The sequence below is a fragment of the Pedobacter glucosidilyticus DSM 23534 genome, assembly GCF_000425145.1.
GTDB lineage: Bacteria > Bacteroidota > Bacteroidia > Sphingobacteriales > Sphingobacteriaceae > Pseudopedobacter > Pseudopedobacter glucosidilyticus.
In genome coordinates, this window is record NZ_AULF01000015.1 from 54,544 (window position 1) to 72,272 (window position 17,729).

General features: G+C 33.7%; 14 protein-coding genes. 7 read left to right on the forward strand and 7 right to left on the reverse strand.

Annotated features, from left to right (window positions below):
* Positions 1 to 68 precede the first annotated feature (68 nt).
* Complete coding sequence (locus tag H510_RS0106400) at positions 69 to 1,985, reverse strand: T9SS type A sorting domain-containing protein (protein ID WP_026903563.1); 1,917 nt, start codon at positions 1,983 to 1,985, stop codon at positions 69 to 71.
* A gap of 220 nt (positions 1,986 to 2,205) precedes the next feature.
* The gene (gene bamJ / locus H510_RS0106405; RefSeq protein ID WP_026903564.1) at positions 2,206 to 2,922 is read right to left on the reverse strand and encodes a BamJ family beta-barrel-assembly machinery protein; all 717 of its coding nucleotides are present in this window, start codon (positions 2,920 to 2,922) and stop codon (positions 2,206 to 2,208) included.
* Positions 2,923 to 3,026: 104 nt separating this feature from the next.
* Here bamJ and H510_RS0106410 point away from each other — a divergent pair, with 104 nt between their 5' ends.
* The 3 genes from H510_RS0106410 to H510_RS0106420 all read left to right on the forward strand — a co-directional run bounded on the left by H510_RS0106410 (position 3,027) and on the right by H510_RS0106420 (position 6,435).
* Positions 3,027 to 4,400: an exonuclease domain-containing protein gene (locus tag H510_RS0106410; RefSeq protein WP_026903565.1), complete on the forward strand. Its 1,374-nt coding sequence runs from the start codon at positions 3,027 to 3,029 to the stop codon at positions 4,398 to 4,400.
* Positions 4,401 to 4,431: 31 nt separating this feature from the next.
* Positions 4,432 to 6,009 carry a M28 family peptidase gene (locus H510_RS0106415; protein WP_036692151.1) on the forward strand — a complete coding sequence of 526 codons (1,578 nt, stop codon included), beginning with the start codon at positions 4,432 to 4,434 and terminating at the stop codon, positions 6,007 to 6,009.
* 117 nt (positions 6,010 to 6,126) lie between these two features.
* On the forward strand, positions 6,127 to 6,435 hold the full coding sequence (locus tag H510_RS0106420; RefSeq protein WP_026903567.1) for a seryl-tRNA synthetase: 309 nt from the start codon (positions 6,127 to 6,129) through the stop codon (positions 6,433 to 6,435).
* 1,030 nt (positions 6,436 to 7,465) lie between these two features.
* Here H510_RS0106420 and H510_RS0106425 read toward each other — a convergent pair.
* Complete coding sequence (locus H510_RS0106425; RefSeq protein WP_026903568.1) at positions 7,466 to 8,509, reverse strand: UDP-glucose--hexose-1-phosphate uridylyltransferase; 1,044 nt, start codon at positions 8,507 to 8,509, stop codon at positions 7,466 to 7,468.
* Positions 8,509 to 9,666 carry a galactokinase gene (galK, locus tag H510_RS0106430; protein ID WP_026903569.1) on the reverse strand — a complete coding sequence of 386 codons (1,158 nt, stop codon included), beginning with the start codon at positions 9,664 to 9,666 and terminating at the stop codon, positions 8,509 to 8,511. Before galK ends, H510_RS0106425 begins: the two co-directional genes overlap by 1 nt.
* A gap of 186 nt (positions 9,667 to 9,852) precedes the next feature.
* Between galK and H510_RS0106435 the strand changes: the two genes are divergently transcribed.
* The 3 genes from H510_RS0106435 (at position 9,853) to H510_RS0106445 (ending at position 12,884) form a co-directional block, all read left to right on the forward strand.
* Positions 9,853 to 10,722, forward strand: coding sequence for an AraC family transcriptional regulator (locus H510_RS0106435; RefSeq protein WP_026903570.1), 870 nt, complete (start codon positions 9,853 to 9,855; stop codon positions 10,720 to 10,722).
* A gap of 130 nt (positions 10,723 to 10,852) precedes the next feature.
* Positions 10,853 to 11,386 (forward strand): hypothetical protein, encoded by a 534-nt coding sequence (locus tag H510_RS0106440; RefSeq protein ID WP_026903571.1) that lies wholly within the window; start codon positions 10,853 to 10,855, stop codon positions 11,384 to 11,386.
* Between the two features lie 211 nt (positions 11,387 to 11,597).
* Positions 11,598 to 12,884, forward strand: a complete 1,287-nt coding sequence (locus H510_RS0106445) for a citrate synthase (RefSeq protein WP_026903572.1) — start codon at positions 11,598 to 11,600, stop codon at positions 12,882 to 12,884.
* 343 nt (positions 12,885 to 13,227) lie between these two features.
* Here H510_RS0106445 and H510_RS0106450 read toward each other — a convergent pair whose 3' ends face one another.
* Positions 13,228 to 13,641 carry an acyl-CoA thioesterase gene (locus tag H510_RS0106450; RefSeq protein ID WP_026903573.1) on the reverse strand — a complete coding sequence of 138 codons (414 nt, stop codon included), beginning with the start codon at positions 13,639 to 13,641 and terminating at the stop codon, positions 13,228 to 13,230.
* A complete protein-coding gene (locus H510_RS0106455) occupies positions 13,642 to 15,399 on the reverse strand; it encodes an SLC13 family permease (RefSeq protein WP_026903574.1) in 1,758 nt (585 codons plus the stop codon).
* Between the two features lie 53 nt (positions 15,400 to 15,452).
* Between H510_RS0106455 and H510_RS0106460 the strand changes: the two genes are divergently transcribed.
* Positions 15,453 to 16,694 (forward strand): 1-acyl-sn-glycerol-3-phosphate acyltransferase, encoded by a 1,242-nt coding sequence (locus H510_RS0106460; protein ID WP_026903575.1) that lies wholly within the window; start codon positions 15,453 to 15,455, stop codon positions 16,692 to 16,694.
* On the opposite strand, the gene H510_RS0106465 is transcribed toward H510_RS0106460, so the two are convergent.
* Entirely contained in the window at positions 16,665 to 17,729 is a 1,065-nt protein-coding gene (locus H510_RS0106465; protein ID WP_026903576.1) for a VOC family protein, read from the reverse strand. The two genes, H510_RS0106460 and H510_RS0106465, sit on opposite strands and share 30 nt — an antisense overlap.

Below are 17,729 nucleotides of genomic sequence, written 5' to 3' on the forward strand. Positions count from 1 at the left end.
TTAAATCCCTAATTCGAAAGAATCGGGGATTTAATGTTTTACTTAATAGTACTTTTGTAGAGAAATAATTATTGCAATATTAGTTTCTTAACAATCGTTTTCCCTTCACTATTTACTCTTAATAAATAGATTCCTTTATTAAGATTTGATAAATCAAACTGTTGTTTACCCATTAAGCCGTATTGTTGCATCACTTGCTTACCAGATAAATCAAACATAGTAATATCATAAAGCTTGTTTAACTCGGTAGAAAAGTTATGTATAACAGGGTTAGGATAAAATTTGAAATCAGTGAAAACCACATCTTCTGTAGTATGAATTTTTTCAAGTAGTGGGCTGTTACGAGCAAATGATGTAACATTAAAGAATTGACCAGTACTTGGTATTATTTCAATAGCATCAATTCCTAAATCATATTCAGCTCCTGTTTTTCCTTCTACATTGAATTTGAAATTATAACTAGCAGGACTACCATTAAATTTAATTTTACCTAAAGTAACTTCAGCAAAAGTGTTATCACCTGTTTTGTAACAATCTACAACTGTATTTAATACAGTGCTTCCAACTGTTAATTTAAATTTACCATAAGTTGGTCCTTTCCGATATTTTACTTTTATGGTGCATGAGTCTGTTTGTGAAACTCTTAAGGTGTATTGTATCCAATCACCAACGGCATTAGCGTCTAATTTAGAAAAATAAAGACCGCTTGCTCCAGTGTAAATAACATCACTCTCTGTATCTCCAGTACTTTTTGCAGTAAGTTGGGCTTCAGCCTCATAAGTATGTAAATACTCACCTATTGTTTTAGGCATTATAGCTTTATAGTAGTTGTAAATGCCAGAATATGATCCATCAGCTCTTCTAATTCCAGTACCTTTTAATTGGCTCTCTGTTGCATTTTGTCCGGGCGGAAGCACTACCCCTTGCCTCAAACCGTTACAATATATTTGCCAATGCAAAATGTATCTTATACCAAATTTTAAAGCAAGTTCTGTATTTCTTTGCATAATTTGTCTTGAGACACGGTCACTATAGTCGTTATGAGCCGGGATATCTCCAACAACACTATAATTCTCAAAAGTTCCAGTTTCACCTAAGTAGATATTGTTAGCTCCAAATAAGTCAGAATCAGGACATTTAGCTTTAATGTAGTTTAATGTGCCATTAAAGTCGTCAACAGTTTCTGGTGTATTGGACTTCCAATTAGAAAAAGAATATAAATCCATATTCAATTTTGGTACTACAGAGTCTATAACAGTGGGCCAATCGTAAGTTTTTCTGATAGAAACATGATTGAATTCTGCAGCGCCCAGTACAGTTACGCCTGTCTTGTTTGCGGCTGTTCTGGCAGCAGATATAGCATTTTGTCTAATTTGAAACCATTTTACTAATCCTGCCAAACGTATGGATTGAACGGTAGGAGATGGTAACGGACTTTCGTTAACAAACCCTAACATTCCGTCGCCTTCCCAATTTGCAAGTATAAAAGTTTTCCCAGTACCAGCATAAGTATTACAGAGATAGGTAGTGAAATTGTAGATTTCATTGTAAAGATTTGTTTCTTCTGTAGGGCTAATACCATCCTTGAAATTGGTTACATTTCCTGGATTTGTCATCTCAAATGCAGTAAGCACATAAGTTTTAAATTGAGTACGATTAAATGCATCTTGAAAATAACTGGTTTGTGCCAAAGCTGTTAAGTTTGTAAATGTGGGCCATGTATTCCCCCAATAGCTTGGATAAGAGACTGCGGTAGATTTTCCCATAAATAATTTAATCACACTGGTTCCCATATTCTCAATTTCATCAACTCCTTCTTTCATAAAATCTTTAGAAGGGTTAAATCTGTAAGTCCCATTCATGTGAATGACACCAATAATGTCCGAAAGTTTTGTGGAAGTAGGATAGGGAGTTTGACCTAAAGTCTGTTGGTTGAATTTTAAGCAAATGACTGCTAAAATCCATAAAAAATAGATTTTTTTCATAAAAGGGTTTATTAAATTGGTTAATAATTAAATCATTCACAGCAAGGTTGTTATGAATGCTTAGTTAAAACAAATCAGAAGAAATTTACCCTAATGAAATGAAGAAATTATTGTAAATAGTTTTAATGTTTAGGTAGAGTAAAAAAAAACTCCTTAATATAAAAAAAATAGCCAAGCGTTTAAACACTTAGCTATATTAAAAATTAAATCTTTATATATTTTACTGACCAATTTTAATCAGTTCAACTTCAAAAATTAAAGTGCTGTAAGGTGGAATATCCTGTCCGGCACCATTTTCTCCGTATCCTAACTTATAAGGGATATAAAATTTATATTTAGAACCTACCGACATTAATTGTACACCCTCAGTCCAACCTGGTATAACCCTGTTTAATTGTAAATTAATAGGTTCACCGCGGTCGTAAGAGCTGTCAAACTGTTTACCGTTTAATAAAGAACCTTTATAATGCACCGTAACAAAATCTTCTGCTTTAGGTTTTGCGCCTGTACCTTCCGTAAGAACCTCATATTGTAAGCCGCTTGCAGTTTCTTTAATGCCAGCTTTTACTTTATTTTCTGCAAGAAATTTTTCGTTGCTCGCAATGGCTTCGCTAAATTTTGCTTTGGTAGCAGCCTGTAAAAAACTTCCAATTGCATTAGAAGCCTGCTCGTCTGTTAATAGGGAAGAATCGCCTTTAAAAACATCTTCCATAGCTTTAGAAAGCATAGCATAGTTTAAAGAAGTTACACCATCAGCTTTTAAGCCTTGGGCTATTTTAAAACCAAAAGAATAGCTGGCAGAGTCTACCGCTGTTAATGCTGGCGCTACAACTGGTGTTTTTTGAGCTGCTTTCTTTTTAGATTTAGTTTGTGCGTTAATTGTTGTAAAGCTTCCTACTAAAAGTAAAGCTGTTAAGGTTAAATATGTTCTTTTCATTTAATTAAAATATGGCTAAATATATAAATAACAAACGAATCTAAATTTTTATAAGAATAATTTTTTGTTTATTGATTTGCTAATTAAATTAGTATTTTAGCTTTATGGATAGGTTGTACGCAATTGTTGATATAGAAACTACAGGAAGCCATGCAAGTGCTAATGGCATTACAGAGATTGCTATAGTAATATTTGATGGCACCAAAGTGGTTCAAAAGTTTGAATCTCTAGTAAATCCGCAGCAAACTATTCCGCCTTTTATACAATCTCTTACAGGTATAGATGATGAGATGACTGCCCAAGCACCTTTATTTGAAGATTTAGCACCTCAGATTTTTAATTTATTAGAAGGGAAAGTATTTGTAGCGCACAACGTAAATTTTGATTATTCTTTTGTTCATTACCATTTAAAAAAAGCGGGTTACCAGCTCAATAGTAAAAAATTGTGTACGGTACGTCTAGCCAGAAAAATATTGCCTGGTTTTCCATCCTATAGTTTAGGTAAACTCTGTAGGCAGTTAGAAATCAGCATAGAAAATAGACACAGGGCCATGGGAGATGCCTTTGCTACAGCTTCTTTATTTAAAATCCTTATCAACAGAGACCAGTCGGATGTAATTGCCTTAGCCCTAAAAGCAAACTCAAAAGAGCATATATTACCTCCACTTTTAGACAAAGAACAACTCAATAGATTACCACATGCACCTGGGGTTTATTATTTTAAAAACAAACAAAAGAAAATTGTTTATGTGGGTAAGGCTGTAAATATTTATAAACGTGTTTGTAGTCATTTCGCCAATAATAATCCCGATGAAAAAAAACAAGCTTTTTTAAAACATGTCAAATATGTAGATTTTGAAGTTTGTGGCTCAGAATTACAAGCTTTAATTTTTGAGGCTATAGAAATTAAAAGATTATGGCCCAAAGAAAATAGGGCTTTAAAAAATCCGGAGCTAAGGTTTGCCTTATATGTTTATGAAAATCAGGCGGGTTATCTTACTCTTGGAGTTGGTAAAAAGATTAAATTTTTGAAACCTTACCATAGCTTTAATAGCAAGGCAGAGGCTATTTTGTTCCTCAGAAAACTTATAGAAAACCACGAGCTATGCCCTAAGTTGTGTGGGTTTAAAAGTACGTTAACCAAAGAAATACATGCTGCAATATGTTGTGATGCTTGCTTAAAACAAGAGGATGCGCTTACGTATAACCAAAGGGTTGCTGCTGCCTTAAAAACCTTTGCTGATGAATTTAAGAGCTATTTGATTATAGATGAGGGAAGAGATGAACATGAAAAATGCTGTATATTAATAGAAAAAGGAGATTTTTATGGTATGGGCTATTTGCAAAGTCAAGAAATTGTAAGTGAGCTTGATGATATTAAATCCAAAGTTACACCTTATCCTTCTTACAATTTTATTCAAAAAACCGTCTTTGATTTTGCTTTTAAAAACCCTGATAAACTAATCTTGTTACAATAAGATTTAAAATAAGATGTTTATCTTCATCAGTATGAAAAAAATACTTTTTACTGCTGTCGTGATCAGTGTTTCCTCAGTTATTTTTGCTCAGGATCAAACACCTATAAAATATGCTCAAAGTATAACCGTTGCAGACGCTACAAAAAAATTAAGTGTTTTAGCTGCCGATGATTTTGCCGGAAGAGAAACTGGTGATTTAGGTGCACAAAAAGCCGCTGAGTATATCAGAAACCATTTCAAAAGTATAGGACTTAAAGCCCCTGTAAATGGTGATTATTTTCAGAGATTGGATTTAAGAGAACAATATCTTTCTAAAACCAATGTAATTGCCAATGGTGAGACCCTAGAATTTTTTAAAGATTTCTATTTGAGTGGTATATCAGAAGCCAAAATTCAAAAGACTTTTAAAAACTTTGTTTTTGTAGGCTACGGTATTATCTCTGAAAGATATGATGATTTAAGCAATCTTAACTTAGAGGGTAAAGTTGCTATTGTACTTCCGGGAGAGCCAGCAAGAAATGGTAAATCTCTAATTACAGCTAACGGTAATTATTCTGATTGGACAAGCAATCGTACGAAAAAAATAGACGCTTTAAAGGCTAAAAAACCTCAAGCTATCATCATCCTAAGCGAGCAGGTAAACCGTATGTCGCAAAACGGAACCAATAAAGATCGTCCGGCTTTGATGTTGGGTGATACTAAATCTAACATACCCATTATTTACCTTACTAAAGCGGCATTAGGCAAGCTGATGGGTGGTACTAAGAAAGATCTTACTACAGAAACTAATCAGATTCTTAACGGCCTAAAACCTGCTTCATTTACTTTTAATGGTAATTTAGATGTTGATATAGAACTTATCATCAAGCCTTTAGAGGCTGATAATGTATTAGGTTTCTTAGAAGGTACAGATGAAAAGCTGAAAAATGAAGTTGTCGTTATTACCGCACATTACGACCATATTGGCGTTGCAGATGATGGCGACGTATATAATGGAGCTGATGATGATGCCTCTGGTACAACAGCTGTAATGGAATTGGCAGAAGCTTTCGTACAGGCCAAAAAAGAGGGGAAAGGACCCAAAAGAAGCATCCTATTTATGACTGTAGTAGGTGAAGAAAAGGGGCTTTTAGGTTCAGAATGGTATTCTAGAAATCCGGCTTTTCCTTTAGCTAATACTATCACTAATTTAAATATTGATATGATAGGTAGGGTAGGCGATTTGTATAAAAAACATCCAGATTCTGCTAACTATATTTACGTTATAGGTTCGGATAAATTGAGTTCGAGCCTAAAAAATATTAGTGAAAAAGCCAACAAGACTTATCTCAACATGATTTTAGATTACAGGTATGATGATCCTGCAGATCCAAATCGTTTTTACTACCGTTCAGATCATTATAATTTTGCTAAGCATAACATCCCGGTTATTTTCTATTTCAATGGTACACATGAAGATTATCACAAAAAAACCGATGAAATAGGAAAAATAAATTTTCCTTTATTAGTGAAAAGAGCGCAGTTGGTGTTTTACACTGCCTGGGATTTGGTTAACAGAGCAGAACGCCCGGCTGTAGATAGGCAAAATGATATGCCTAGTAATAGATAGTTTTTAGGACAGTAGGAAAATGCTGATATGACTTTTAATAATCTCTAGCTGATTTCTTTATTTGGTACAATTTTTAACAGCATAAGAATAGTTTTATTAATAGCTAAACTTATCAATATGAAAAGATTAATTTACTTCGCATTAACAGTCTTCATGTTTATGGGTTCTGTAAATGCTTTTGCATCGGGTACAGAAAAACGTAACCCAGAATTAACAGAACGTCAGAAAGTAAGATTACAAGAAATCTCTCAACGTGTTGAGGAAATCAAATCTTTAGATCGTTCGAAATTAAGTAGAGAAGAGCGTAAAGAGATCAAAAATGAATTGTTAGAGATGAAAAAAGAATCTAAGGCATTGTCTGGAGGTGTTTATTTATCTGCAACAGCTATCATCATTATTTTATTAGTATTGATTTTAGTTTTCTAGAATTATATCTCTTTAAATAAAAAAGCTCGATTTTGATTAAAATCGAGCTTTTTTATGATGTTGATTTTTTGATTTTAGTGAATGAGAGATTGTTTTTTGTTATGGGGAGTGAAGATTTATTTATGTTATAAGTTTCTCTTATCCTAGTAGGTTAGAGGCTTCTTTTTATTGGCTATTGCGCTAAAGGCTTTCCGGCCTCATAGGCGGCCAGCCCTAGGCACTTTTTCTTGAAAAAAAAGTCCCCAAAAAACGAGGAACGAGTTCATGAATACCTAAGAAAAAAATAAACAAAAAATGAATAATTCAAGGCTGCTGAATATTTGTCGTTTCGTCTTAATAAATCTTTATCCACAATCCTGAGTGGTGTGAAAGGCTTTGCATATTTAAAGTTTCTACAACACCCGTCGGATTGTTTTCCGATAGTTCTTTATGAAAGTTTATGCAAAAGATTTATTTGCCTACACTTCCAAATCTTCATAGGCCGTCCTTCGTTCTTCGGAAAGGCAAATTTGATTTTTAAAGGAACTTCCTAAATATCCGCTTTTCAAATCTTTTTACTCTTTAATTTTGAATTTATACTTCTTAAGGCATTTAGGTCTTTTTACTTTATACTTTTGACTTTTTACTTAAACAAAGCCTATAGCGAATGCGGTTTTGTGTTCGAGTTTATACTAACTTTCATAAACCACTTGCTAGCAAAAATAAGCGCTCACTGTTTTTGAGTGTGGATAAGCCTTGTGTGGTAATGGCTCCTGCGGGATTGTTCAAGGATTTATTCATTAGTTTTTATTGATTTTTAAAGGTATTCATGAATTCGCACAGGCTCATTTTGATTACTTTTTTCCTCTAAAAAGTAATGGGCCTCGCCGGCTCTTGAGGCGGATAATTACTATCATTAAAGATACTGAACTAAGTTTTAGGTGATTGATAACTGCCATAGTCTATTTAAATTTTACAATACTTATTATTGCACAAAAAAGCTCTTTTTTTTCTTAAACCGAGCTTTTTTGTAAATATTGGTTTGGTTTAATTAGCCTAAATAATGCACTAAGCTTAAATCTTTTAACTTTTTAGCAGCTTGTTCTGGTGTAATATCACGTTGCGGATTAGCCAACATTTCATAACCTACCATAAACTTCTTTACCGTAGCTGAGCGTAACAAAGGCGGATAAAAGTGCATGTGCCAATGCCACTCCGGATGGTCGCCATCATTTACAGGTGCTTGGTGCATACCAGCAGAATATGGGAATGAGGTCTCAAATAAATTATCGTATTTGATGGTTAATTGCTTTAAAATTTCTGCTAAAGCAGTTTTCTCAGCCTCGGTAAATTCAAGAATATTTTGAACTTGTCTTTTACTGATGATCATAGTCTCATATGGCCATACTGCCCAAAAAGGTACTAAGGCAACAAAATGCTCATTCTTTAAAATCACACGTTCTTGGCTTTCTAGCTCTATTTCCAAATAAGCACTTAATAAGCTTTTTTGGTTTTCTTGATAATACTTTAAAAACTGTACACTTTCTTTTGCAGGCTCTACCGGTACCGAGCTTTGCGCCCAAATTTGTCCGTGAGGGTGGGGGTTACTACATCCCATCACATCGCCTTTGTTTTCAAATATTTGGATGTGTTTTATCCAGTTATGAGAGGTAGACAAGTCTCTAAACTCTGTTTGCCATAAAGTAATAACATCTTCTATAGCTTTTACTTCCATCTGCGGAAGCGTAAGATCATGTCGTGGCGAGAAACAGATAACTCTGCAAATGCCACGTTCGCTAGTGGCTTGTAATAAATCACTTTTATTTACTTTTCCTTCCGGAGTATCTTGTAATAAAGAAGAAAAATCATTGGTAAATGCATATGGACCTGTGTATGCAGGATTTACAGAGCCATCAGAACGGGTATTACCCGGGCATAAATAACAGCTTGCATCATATTGCGGTCTTGGGGTATTGTTAACAGTTTCTACTTTACCTTGCCATGGTCTTTTGGTACGATGCGGAGAAACCATTACCCATTCGCCAGTTAATATATTTAAACGCTTATGCGGATGTTCATCAAAATTAAATTCCATTAGGCTAAAATTCTTGTACCGTCTTCTATTTGCGATATGTAAACATTCATTCCTTTATTCAGCTTATTAAAATAAGCCTCTTTAACTCTTTTAATCACTTCGTCTAAATGCGCTTCTTTTACTAAAGAAATTACGCAGCCACCAAAGCCACCACCCATCATCCTAGCACCTAAAATAGCTTCCTCTTTTTTGGTACAGCTTACAATAAAATCTAGCTCAGGGCAACTTACTTCATACAATTCGCTTAAACCAGTATGGGTTTCGTACATCTTCTGACCAAAGGCTTCTATATTTCCGGCTTCTAAATCAGCGCAAGCGGCTAACAATCTGTTGTTTTCTTCTACTACATACTTGCAGCGGTTATAAATATCTGCACTAGCATCATGCAAGCATTCTTCAACCATTTCTATGCTAGCATCTCTTAAGAATTTAACTTCGGGATATTTTTGTTGGATGATAGAAACACCTTCTTGACACTGACTGCTTCTAACATTATATTCTGATGAAGCTAAAGAATGCTTTACCATAGAATCAAAAAGCACTATTTTAATTCCTTCTAATTCAAAAGATACATATTCAAATTCCAAAGAGCGACAATCTAGTTTAATCACATGGCCTTTTTTACCAAAAACGCTGGCAAATTGGTCCATAATACCACATTTAACACCTACAAATTCGTTCTCGCCTTTTTGTGCAATTTTAGCAATATCCATTTTAGATAATTGCAAATTGTATAGCTCGCTTAAAGCAAAAGCAACCGCACATTCTAAAGCAGCTGATGATGACATGCCGGCGCCTAAAGGAACATCTCCCGAAATAACGGCATTGAAACCTTTAATTTGCTTATTGGCTTTTAAAAGCTGGTCAACAATACATATAACATAGTTAGGCCATCCTTTTTCAGAGAAGCTGTAGTTGTTTAATGAGGTTTCAATCTCATCATCCATATCTGCCGCTACCAATACAATTTTATCATCGTCTCTTTTAGATATAGCTATATAAGCAGCCTTATTTACCGCAGCGGGTAGTACAAAACCCATGTTATAGTCTGTATGCTCTCCTATAAGATTTACCCTTCCTGGCGAGCAAACAACCAAAGGTTGCTCATTAAACTTTTCTTTAAATGTTTCTAAAACAAGTTCGTGTGAATTCTTCATATATATGGTGTTAACCTTTACAAAATTGGTTTTCATAATTTAAGGTCTTAATGGAATGTGCAAATAAGATACCCAAAAACTATGAGTTTTGAAAGTGTGAAATTAGAGGAAAGAAATAGCAACATAATGGATTATATGATGAAGTTATTGTATTATTTTATGTAGTTTTGAGTTTAAAATTTAAAATTGAAGCAAAAGAAACAAGGTTTTGAAGGCGAGAGAATTCTTGAAATAACAGCCAGTAGACGTCATTTAATTGATAATCCTCAATTTTTGAGTTTTTCTGGGATGGGCTTCTTCCCTAAAGCTAAGTACCATGCCGATGAGCAGCAAAAGGGTTATAATCATTATACTTTAATGTATTGCATACAAGGCTTAGGCAAAGCACAAATTTTAGATGAGGATTTAACTATTAAAGCCGGAGATTTTTTCCTTATCCCTAAAAATAAGCCTTTTAGATTTATGGCAGATCATCAAACACCATGGACAGTTTTTTGGTTTAATTTTGATGGCACTTTCGCCAATGATATTCTCCAATTATTTTATCAGCACAACCAATCTTATAAAGGGTTTTTAGCTTATGATGAAGAACGTATTATACTATTTGATACCATTTACAAGAATTTAAAAAGAGGTTATAGCAAAGAAGTGATGACGCTTTTAAATATGGGCTTACTACATTTCTTAACTTCTTTTATCATACACATCAGACCTAAGCAAAAAGATAAAAACCAGGATTTGGTAAATCAGGTAATAGATTATTTGAAAAAGAATCTAGATAAGAATATCACTTTAACAGAGATGGCTCAATACATGAATATATCTGTTCCACATTTTTCTTCTGTATTTAAAAAGAAAGTAGGGCTGTCTCCGGTTGATTATTTTTTACAATTGAAAATGCAGCGAGCTTGCCAGTATTTAGAATATACCGATGCTTTAGTAAAAGAAGTAGCTTTTAAAGTTGGGATAGAAGATGCTCAGTATTTTTCTCGTTTGTTTTCAAAAACCGTAGGAATGTCTCCCAATGCCTACAGAAAATCTCTCTACAATAATTAGTTTTATTTAGATTATTATTTTAATGTATTTGATAAAGGGTTCATCTCCTTTAAGATAACTTTTTAAAAGGTAATCTAACTCTTTTTTGGTCTGCTCTTTGTTTTAGTCCCCCTGTATTAAATAAATAAAAATGAAAAAAACAATAATTAAAACGTTTGTTGCAGTAGCTGCAATAACATCATACTTTTCAATAAGCAATAACTTACAGGCACAAACTACTAACCCAGATGGATCAAGAACTCGTTTAGGTGTTGGTTTAAGTTTAGGTGTACCAACCAAAAGTAATGTAGCAGATGTTGTTATCGCACCTGATTTAAGATTACAGCATGATTTAGGGGCTCGTACATCTTTAACCTTAACTACCGGATATTATGGTTTTTTAGGTAAGCCAGAAATACTTGGAGAAAGAATTGGTTCGGATTTAATTCCGCTGAAGGCAGGAGCTAAGTTCTTTTTTGGAGATACCTTTTACTTACAGCCAGAAGCAGGTGTTGCTTTTTCTACAAAAGAAGGTTACGGAACACCTTTTGTTTGGGCTCCAAGTGTGGGTTATGCTAATCAAAAATGGGATATAGCACTACGCTATGAGGGTTTCGAATATGAAAATGGAAGCAACGGAATGGTAGCTATAAGAGCAGCTTATTCGTTTAACCTATCTAAATAAGATTTTTTAAAAATTTTGTAAAAAAGTCGACGAAAGTTGGCTTTTTTTGTTTCTAGACAAACAATTTTTGAAATATATGCTTATACTTGAGGCAATAATAGAAATGCCTATATAAATATTACAAAAAGAAGATATTTCTAATAGAATATTAATACAATAATAATTTTTTAATTAATTGATTTAATTAAATTTGTTGCGTAACACCAATTTTATGTCAGAAACAGCAGAACTTAAATTAGATGGTAAATCTATTCAGTTACCAGTTTTAGAAGGAACCGAGAATGAAAAAGCAATTGATATTTCAAAACTAAGAGATCAAACAGGTTATGTAACCTTAGATAGTGGTTTTAAAAACACCGGAGCAACCAAAAGTGCTATAACTTTCTTAGATGGTGAGCAAGGTATTTTAAAGTACAGAGGTTACGGTATAGAAGAACTTGCGGAGAAATCTACGTTTTTAGAAGTTGCTTATCTTTTGATTTACGGTAATTTACCAACTAAAACAGAGCTTGAGGACTTTCAGCGTAAAATTAGCAGACATACATTGGTGCATGAAGATATGAAGAAGTTTTTTGATGGTTTCCCATCAAAATCTCATCCAATGGGGCAATTGTCTTCATTAGTATGTTCTTTATCTTCTTTTTACCCAGAGTCTTTAGATCCACATCAAACTAAAGAGGAGTTTGAGTTAACCATTATCAAATTGTTAGCTAAAATGCCAACCATTGTTTCTTGGATTTACAAAAAATCTTTAGGACATCCGGTTATTTATCCTCAAAACAAATACGATTATGTTACTAACTTCTTGTACATGACTTTCGGTCAGCGTACAGAAGAAATTACCATAGACCCAGTGGTTATTGATGCCATGAACAAGTTATTGATTCTTCACGCAGATCACGAGCAAAATTGCTCTACTTCTACGGTAAGAATTGTAGGTTCATCAGATTGTAACTTATATGCGTCTATTTCGGCAGGTGTTTCTGCACTTTGGGGTCCGTTACATGGTGGTGCAAACCAAGCTGTAATAGAAATGCTAGAGAAAATTAAAAACGATGGTGGCGATGTAGACAAGTGGGTTAACAAAGCCAAAGATAAAAACGATTCTTTCCGTTTAATGGGCTTTGGTCACCGCGTTTACAAAAACTTTGATCCTAGAGCCAAAATTATTAAAAAAGCTTGTGATGATATTTTAGCAAAATTAGGTATCAATGATCCAGTTTTAGATATCGCTAAGAAATTAGAAGAAGTAGCTTTAAATGATCCTTATTTTGTTGATCGTAAATTATATCCAAACGTAGATTTCTACTCAGGTATCATCTACAGAGCTTTAGGTTTCCCAACAGAAATGTTTACGGTATTATTTGCTTTAGGTCGTTTACCGGGATGGATTGCTCAATGGAAAGAAATGAGAGAAAACAAAGAACCTATCGGAAGACCTCGTCAGATTTATATTGGTGAGAAAGATAGAACCTTTGTTGATATCGCCTCAAGATAATATCTTTAAGATATAGATTGACAAAGCCTGATGAAAACTTCATCAGGCTTTATTGTTTTATTTAGAGTAGAAAGTATAGAGTGTAAAGTAGAAAGACCCTAAGAAGCGGATATTTAAGAACTAACTACGACTCCCGTTAGGGGATAAAAGATTTATGGAGGATTCACAACAAATATTCATCACCCTTGATTTATTCATTTTTTGTTTATGTTTTTTCTTAGACATTCATAAACTCACTCCTCGTCTTTTGTTCACTTTTTATCAAGAAAAAAGTGAATAAGATTGGCTGCCTATGAGGCCGGAAAGCCTTGAGCGCAATAGCCGTTAGAATAAATAAACCAATCTAAATAGAATATTTAGCAATCATTTCATCACTTACTTCAACACCTCTACCAGTTTTTAAATCTATCATCACAAAATCAAACCAGCCATCGGCGCTTAGTTTATTGTTTTTTAAGTTTTTAATTTCAAAACTTACTTTACAGCCTCGATGGTTAATACTTACCAAACCTGTAGTAACACTGTAATGGTCGCCTAAACCTAAAGGTCTTTTAAATGCTATTTCTACTTTTTGTACTACCCAGCCATAACCTAGTTCTAGAAATTTCTCCATAGACATGCCATAATGTGTATCCATTTGTTCGTATCTGGCAGCTAATACATAATCTAGGTATTTGCTGTTATGCACATGGTTAAACATGTCTATATCATCTGGTCTTACTTTATAGTTGGTGGTAAACCTGCTAAAATTTGTCATCTAAAAAGGAAAAAATATCGGTATGGTTATCAATAAAATAACCATCAAAATTAAGGTTAATAAACCACCTATCTTAACAAAATCAAAGAATTTATATTTTCCTGGTCCGTAAACCAAAATACAAGAAGGCTCAAAAGGGGTAAGCAGCGAAACAGAAGCTGCCATCATAATACCAATAGCAAAGGTGATAGGGTTAACTTGTAATTGTGTTGCTGTTTGTAAACCAATGGGTAAAACCACCAGTGCAGAAGCAGCATTGCTTAAAGGTTGAGTTAACAATACGGTTAATAAAATAAAACCTCCTAAAATACCATAAGAGCCTAGAGGTTCAAAAATTTGAATGATAAAGTCTGCAACAAATTTATCTGCTCCGGTTTTTGTCATAGCAATACCGAAAGCACTCATCCCACCAATTAGAACCAACAAACGCCAATCAATATCTTCATAAATTTCATTAGCATTGATACACCTAAAAGCTACAGTTAAAAAGGCGCCAAATAAAAAAGCAATAGCCAAAGGCATGATACCTGTTGTCCCCAAGATGATGGACAGTAAGAAAAAAGATAAGGTTAAAATTCCTTTCTTACGGAGATTTAAATTGGGTTTATAATCTTCGAGAATGATAAAGTCATCTATTTCTGTACGAATGAGGTCTATACTTTCTTTATTACCTTGCACCAAAATCAAATCTCCAATTTGCAAACGAAGTTTCCCTATTTTATCACTAATGGTTTTTCCTTTACGGAAAATAGCTAAAATGCTTATACCATAACGTTGCCTAAAGTTGAGTTTTTCTACGGTATTCTTAATTACATCAGATCTTCCCAAAACCATCAATTCTGCTAGGTGTAATTCATCATCTTTGGTGTTAAAATCCAAGAGATCGGCTTTTATTTCAACGCCAGGGATGTCCTTTATTTTCAAAAGTTCATCAATATCACCTTTTATAATCAATGTATCGCCTAAATTTAATCTGGTATATCTGTTAGGGATAAACTTTGCTTTATCTCTGATGATAGAAATAATGCTAAAGCCCATTTTTGCAATCTCAGATTCTACCATTTTTTGTCCTACCATAGGAGATTTCTCTAAGATAACCGCCTCACTTAGGTATTTTCTTACAGCGTAATCTTCCTCTAAATCTTCTTTTGAATTTACAGGGAGCATTTTTTTGCCAATACTTATCATAAATAAAATACCTACAACCAATAGAATCAAGCCAATAGGAGCTATGTCAAACATACCTATTCTTTCTAAACCTTGTTTTGCTAAATACCCACTTACCGCAACATTTGTAGAGGTGCCAATAAGCGTACATGTACCCCCTAAAATAGAAGCAAAGGCAAGTGGCATTAATACTTTGGAGGGAGCTATACCAGATAATTTTGATAATCCTATGGTGGGATTAAGCATTAAAGCTGTTATAGTAGTATTATTTAAAAAAGCAGATGTTAAAGAGGCAAATAGCATCACGATAATGGTTAACATACTAGCTGATTGTTTTTTAATATTAACTACCCTAGAGATAAAATTATCAATAACTCCGGTCTTTTTCAAAGCACCAACCATCACAAAAATTGAAGCCAGTATGATGATAAAATCGCTTGAGAAACCCTCAAAAGCTTCTTCGGGAGTTAAAATGCCCAACAAGGCTAAAGCTATAAGTAGGAAGATGGTTACCACATCAACAGAAACAATTTCTGTTGCAAATAAAATGATGGCTAGTAAAAGTAATCCCAAAACCAGGGCTATTTCCATAAATTGATAGGCTATATTAAATAAAATTGTTTTAGTTTTAAGTTTTGATATTCATGATATACCACATATTTCATTTCATTTTTAGTTTGGTTATTAAAGTTTATTTTAAAAAAATATACACACATGGACTAAAAACTATACCTCAAAATCAAGCCTTCATAATATGCAGTAACCACGGTAACTCTTTGTTAGATGCCATTTTATTAGCAGTTCTTCTACCCAGAAAAATTCATTTTCTGGCAAGAGCCGATGTTTTTAACAGTCCGATAAAGAGATGGTTCTTAAAAAGACTAAATATGATGCCAGTTTATAGGTTGCGAGATGGGAGAGAGGCTTTAATACATAACCACGAGGTTTTTGATGCATGCGCTGCTTTGCTTAAAAAAAATGGTGCTTTACTGATTTTTCCGGAAGGAAACTGCGTAGTAGAAAAAAGATTAAGAGCATTTAAAAGCGGTATAGCAGATTTAGCTTTAAGGGATGACCTTAAAAATGTAGCAGTTTTACCTTTAGTTATTGATTATGAAGAACCCTATCTGTTGCAAACACAAGTGAGCGTAACTGCATTACCTTTGATTTTTGTGGATGATATAAATCCAAAAGATGAATTTAAAAGTCGTAAACAGTTACTTTTAAAAAGTATTCACTCTAGTATTGCCGCTAAAATGCTGATTATTCCCAATACTGATGATGATAGCTTTTATGAATTCATGTTCGAGCTTTCTAAACAAGATTTGGCAGATGAACCTTTTATAAATCGCTCAAAAGAGATAATTACTAATTTTGAAATACAGAAAGAAGAAAACCAAAATCTGTTTTTAGCTACCAAGAATAAAGTAGAAGAATTAAAAAATATACTTTCTGTAAATAACATCACTTTAAAAGCATTTCGTAATCTAGATACTTTAAAAGTATCGATATTGATTTTTACGCTTCCAATGGTGCTAATGGGTTTTGTAATAAATTATTTGCCAAGTTTTGTGGTTAGGCAAATTTTGAAACGGATAAAAGATAAGCAGTTTATAAGTGCAGTAAGAATGGTTTCTGCAACTTTTATTTATGTCATTTATATGATGCTGATTGTTCTTTTGTTTGTGATGATTAATGTTGATAGCATCTACATCGGGGTTTTACTTCTAACGAGTATTTTACATTATTATTTGTCAGAAAGCTATTTTATCATGATAGGTAAATTAAAGTTAAAACTGCTAAAAGTCAAACATCCTGATGTTTACAAACGTATTGATGGGCTTAAAAACGAATTATCAAGAATACTTCACTCGGTTAAGCGCTAGAAGTTTCACCATCCAATCTGGTAAGTTCTTATGCGGATTTCTGCTTTTTAAACTTAAGAATAAACCTAGTTTTTTAATGATAGGTACTTTGTGAGTTTCTACAAATTCGATAAGTGTAGCATCGGGGTCTTCAATATAAGAGAAATGACCAGCAGCTTTGCCCATGTCAAAGCTATCGCAGCTATCTACGGTAAAATTAAACCCTGCAGCAGCGCATTCTGCTTTTAAGCCTTGCATCCCAATCACATCAAAACAAATATGAATAAAACCAGCATCGCCCCAAAACCTGTCTTTGTAAATTTTAACACCTTGTTTGTCTTTTCTTTCAATAAGCTCAATTTCTGTTGCGCCTAAAAGTTTGCTAAAGCCACCAGATTTCGCTTGGCTATGTCTTAATAAAACTCTTCTAAAAACGATGTTTCCATCGGGCAAACCGCAAAAATCTTCGAAACTGCTTGTTAAATCATAAATCACTTCATCATAACCTAATATGTCTTTATAAAGCTTTAGAGATTGATTTAAATCAGAAACGCCAATAACTACACCTGCAACACCTCCGGTAAGCTGCTTTTTTAAGTTAAACCAATTTTTACTCTCTATAATTTCAAAAATATTTTGGTAGGGGTCTGCTACATAAAAGTGCAATTTGCCTTCCGGCGATTTCATCAACGGACTAAGCAAATTCAGATTTTCCTTTTTATAGAAATCGTATACTTTTTGTACATCAGGGCTTTTAATTTTTACGATTTGGATGCCTAAATCTCCCATTTTAATGGCTTCTTTAGGGTTTTGAGGCTCTCTGTTTTTAAATTGCCAAAGCTCAAAACCACCGCCACCTTGCATATTCATAGCCAAAATAGCATAGCGATTAAAAACTTGTCCACCGGTATATTTAGTCATCAGTTTTGCTTCTGCCGTATCTTCAAAAACGGGAACATCCATACCAAAATATTTGATATACCATTTCCAAGATTCCGTAATATTCTTATAACCTATACCTATTTGCTGTATTCCACAGATGTTTTTTTTAGTCAT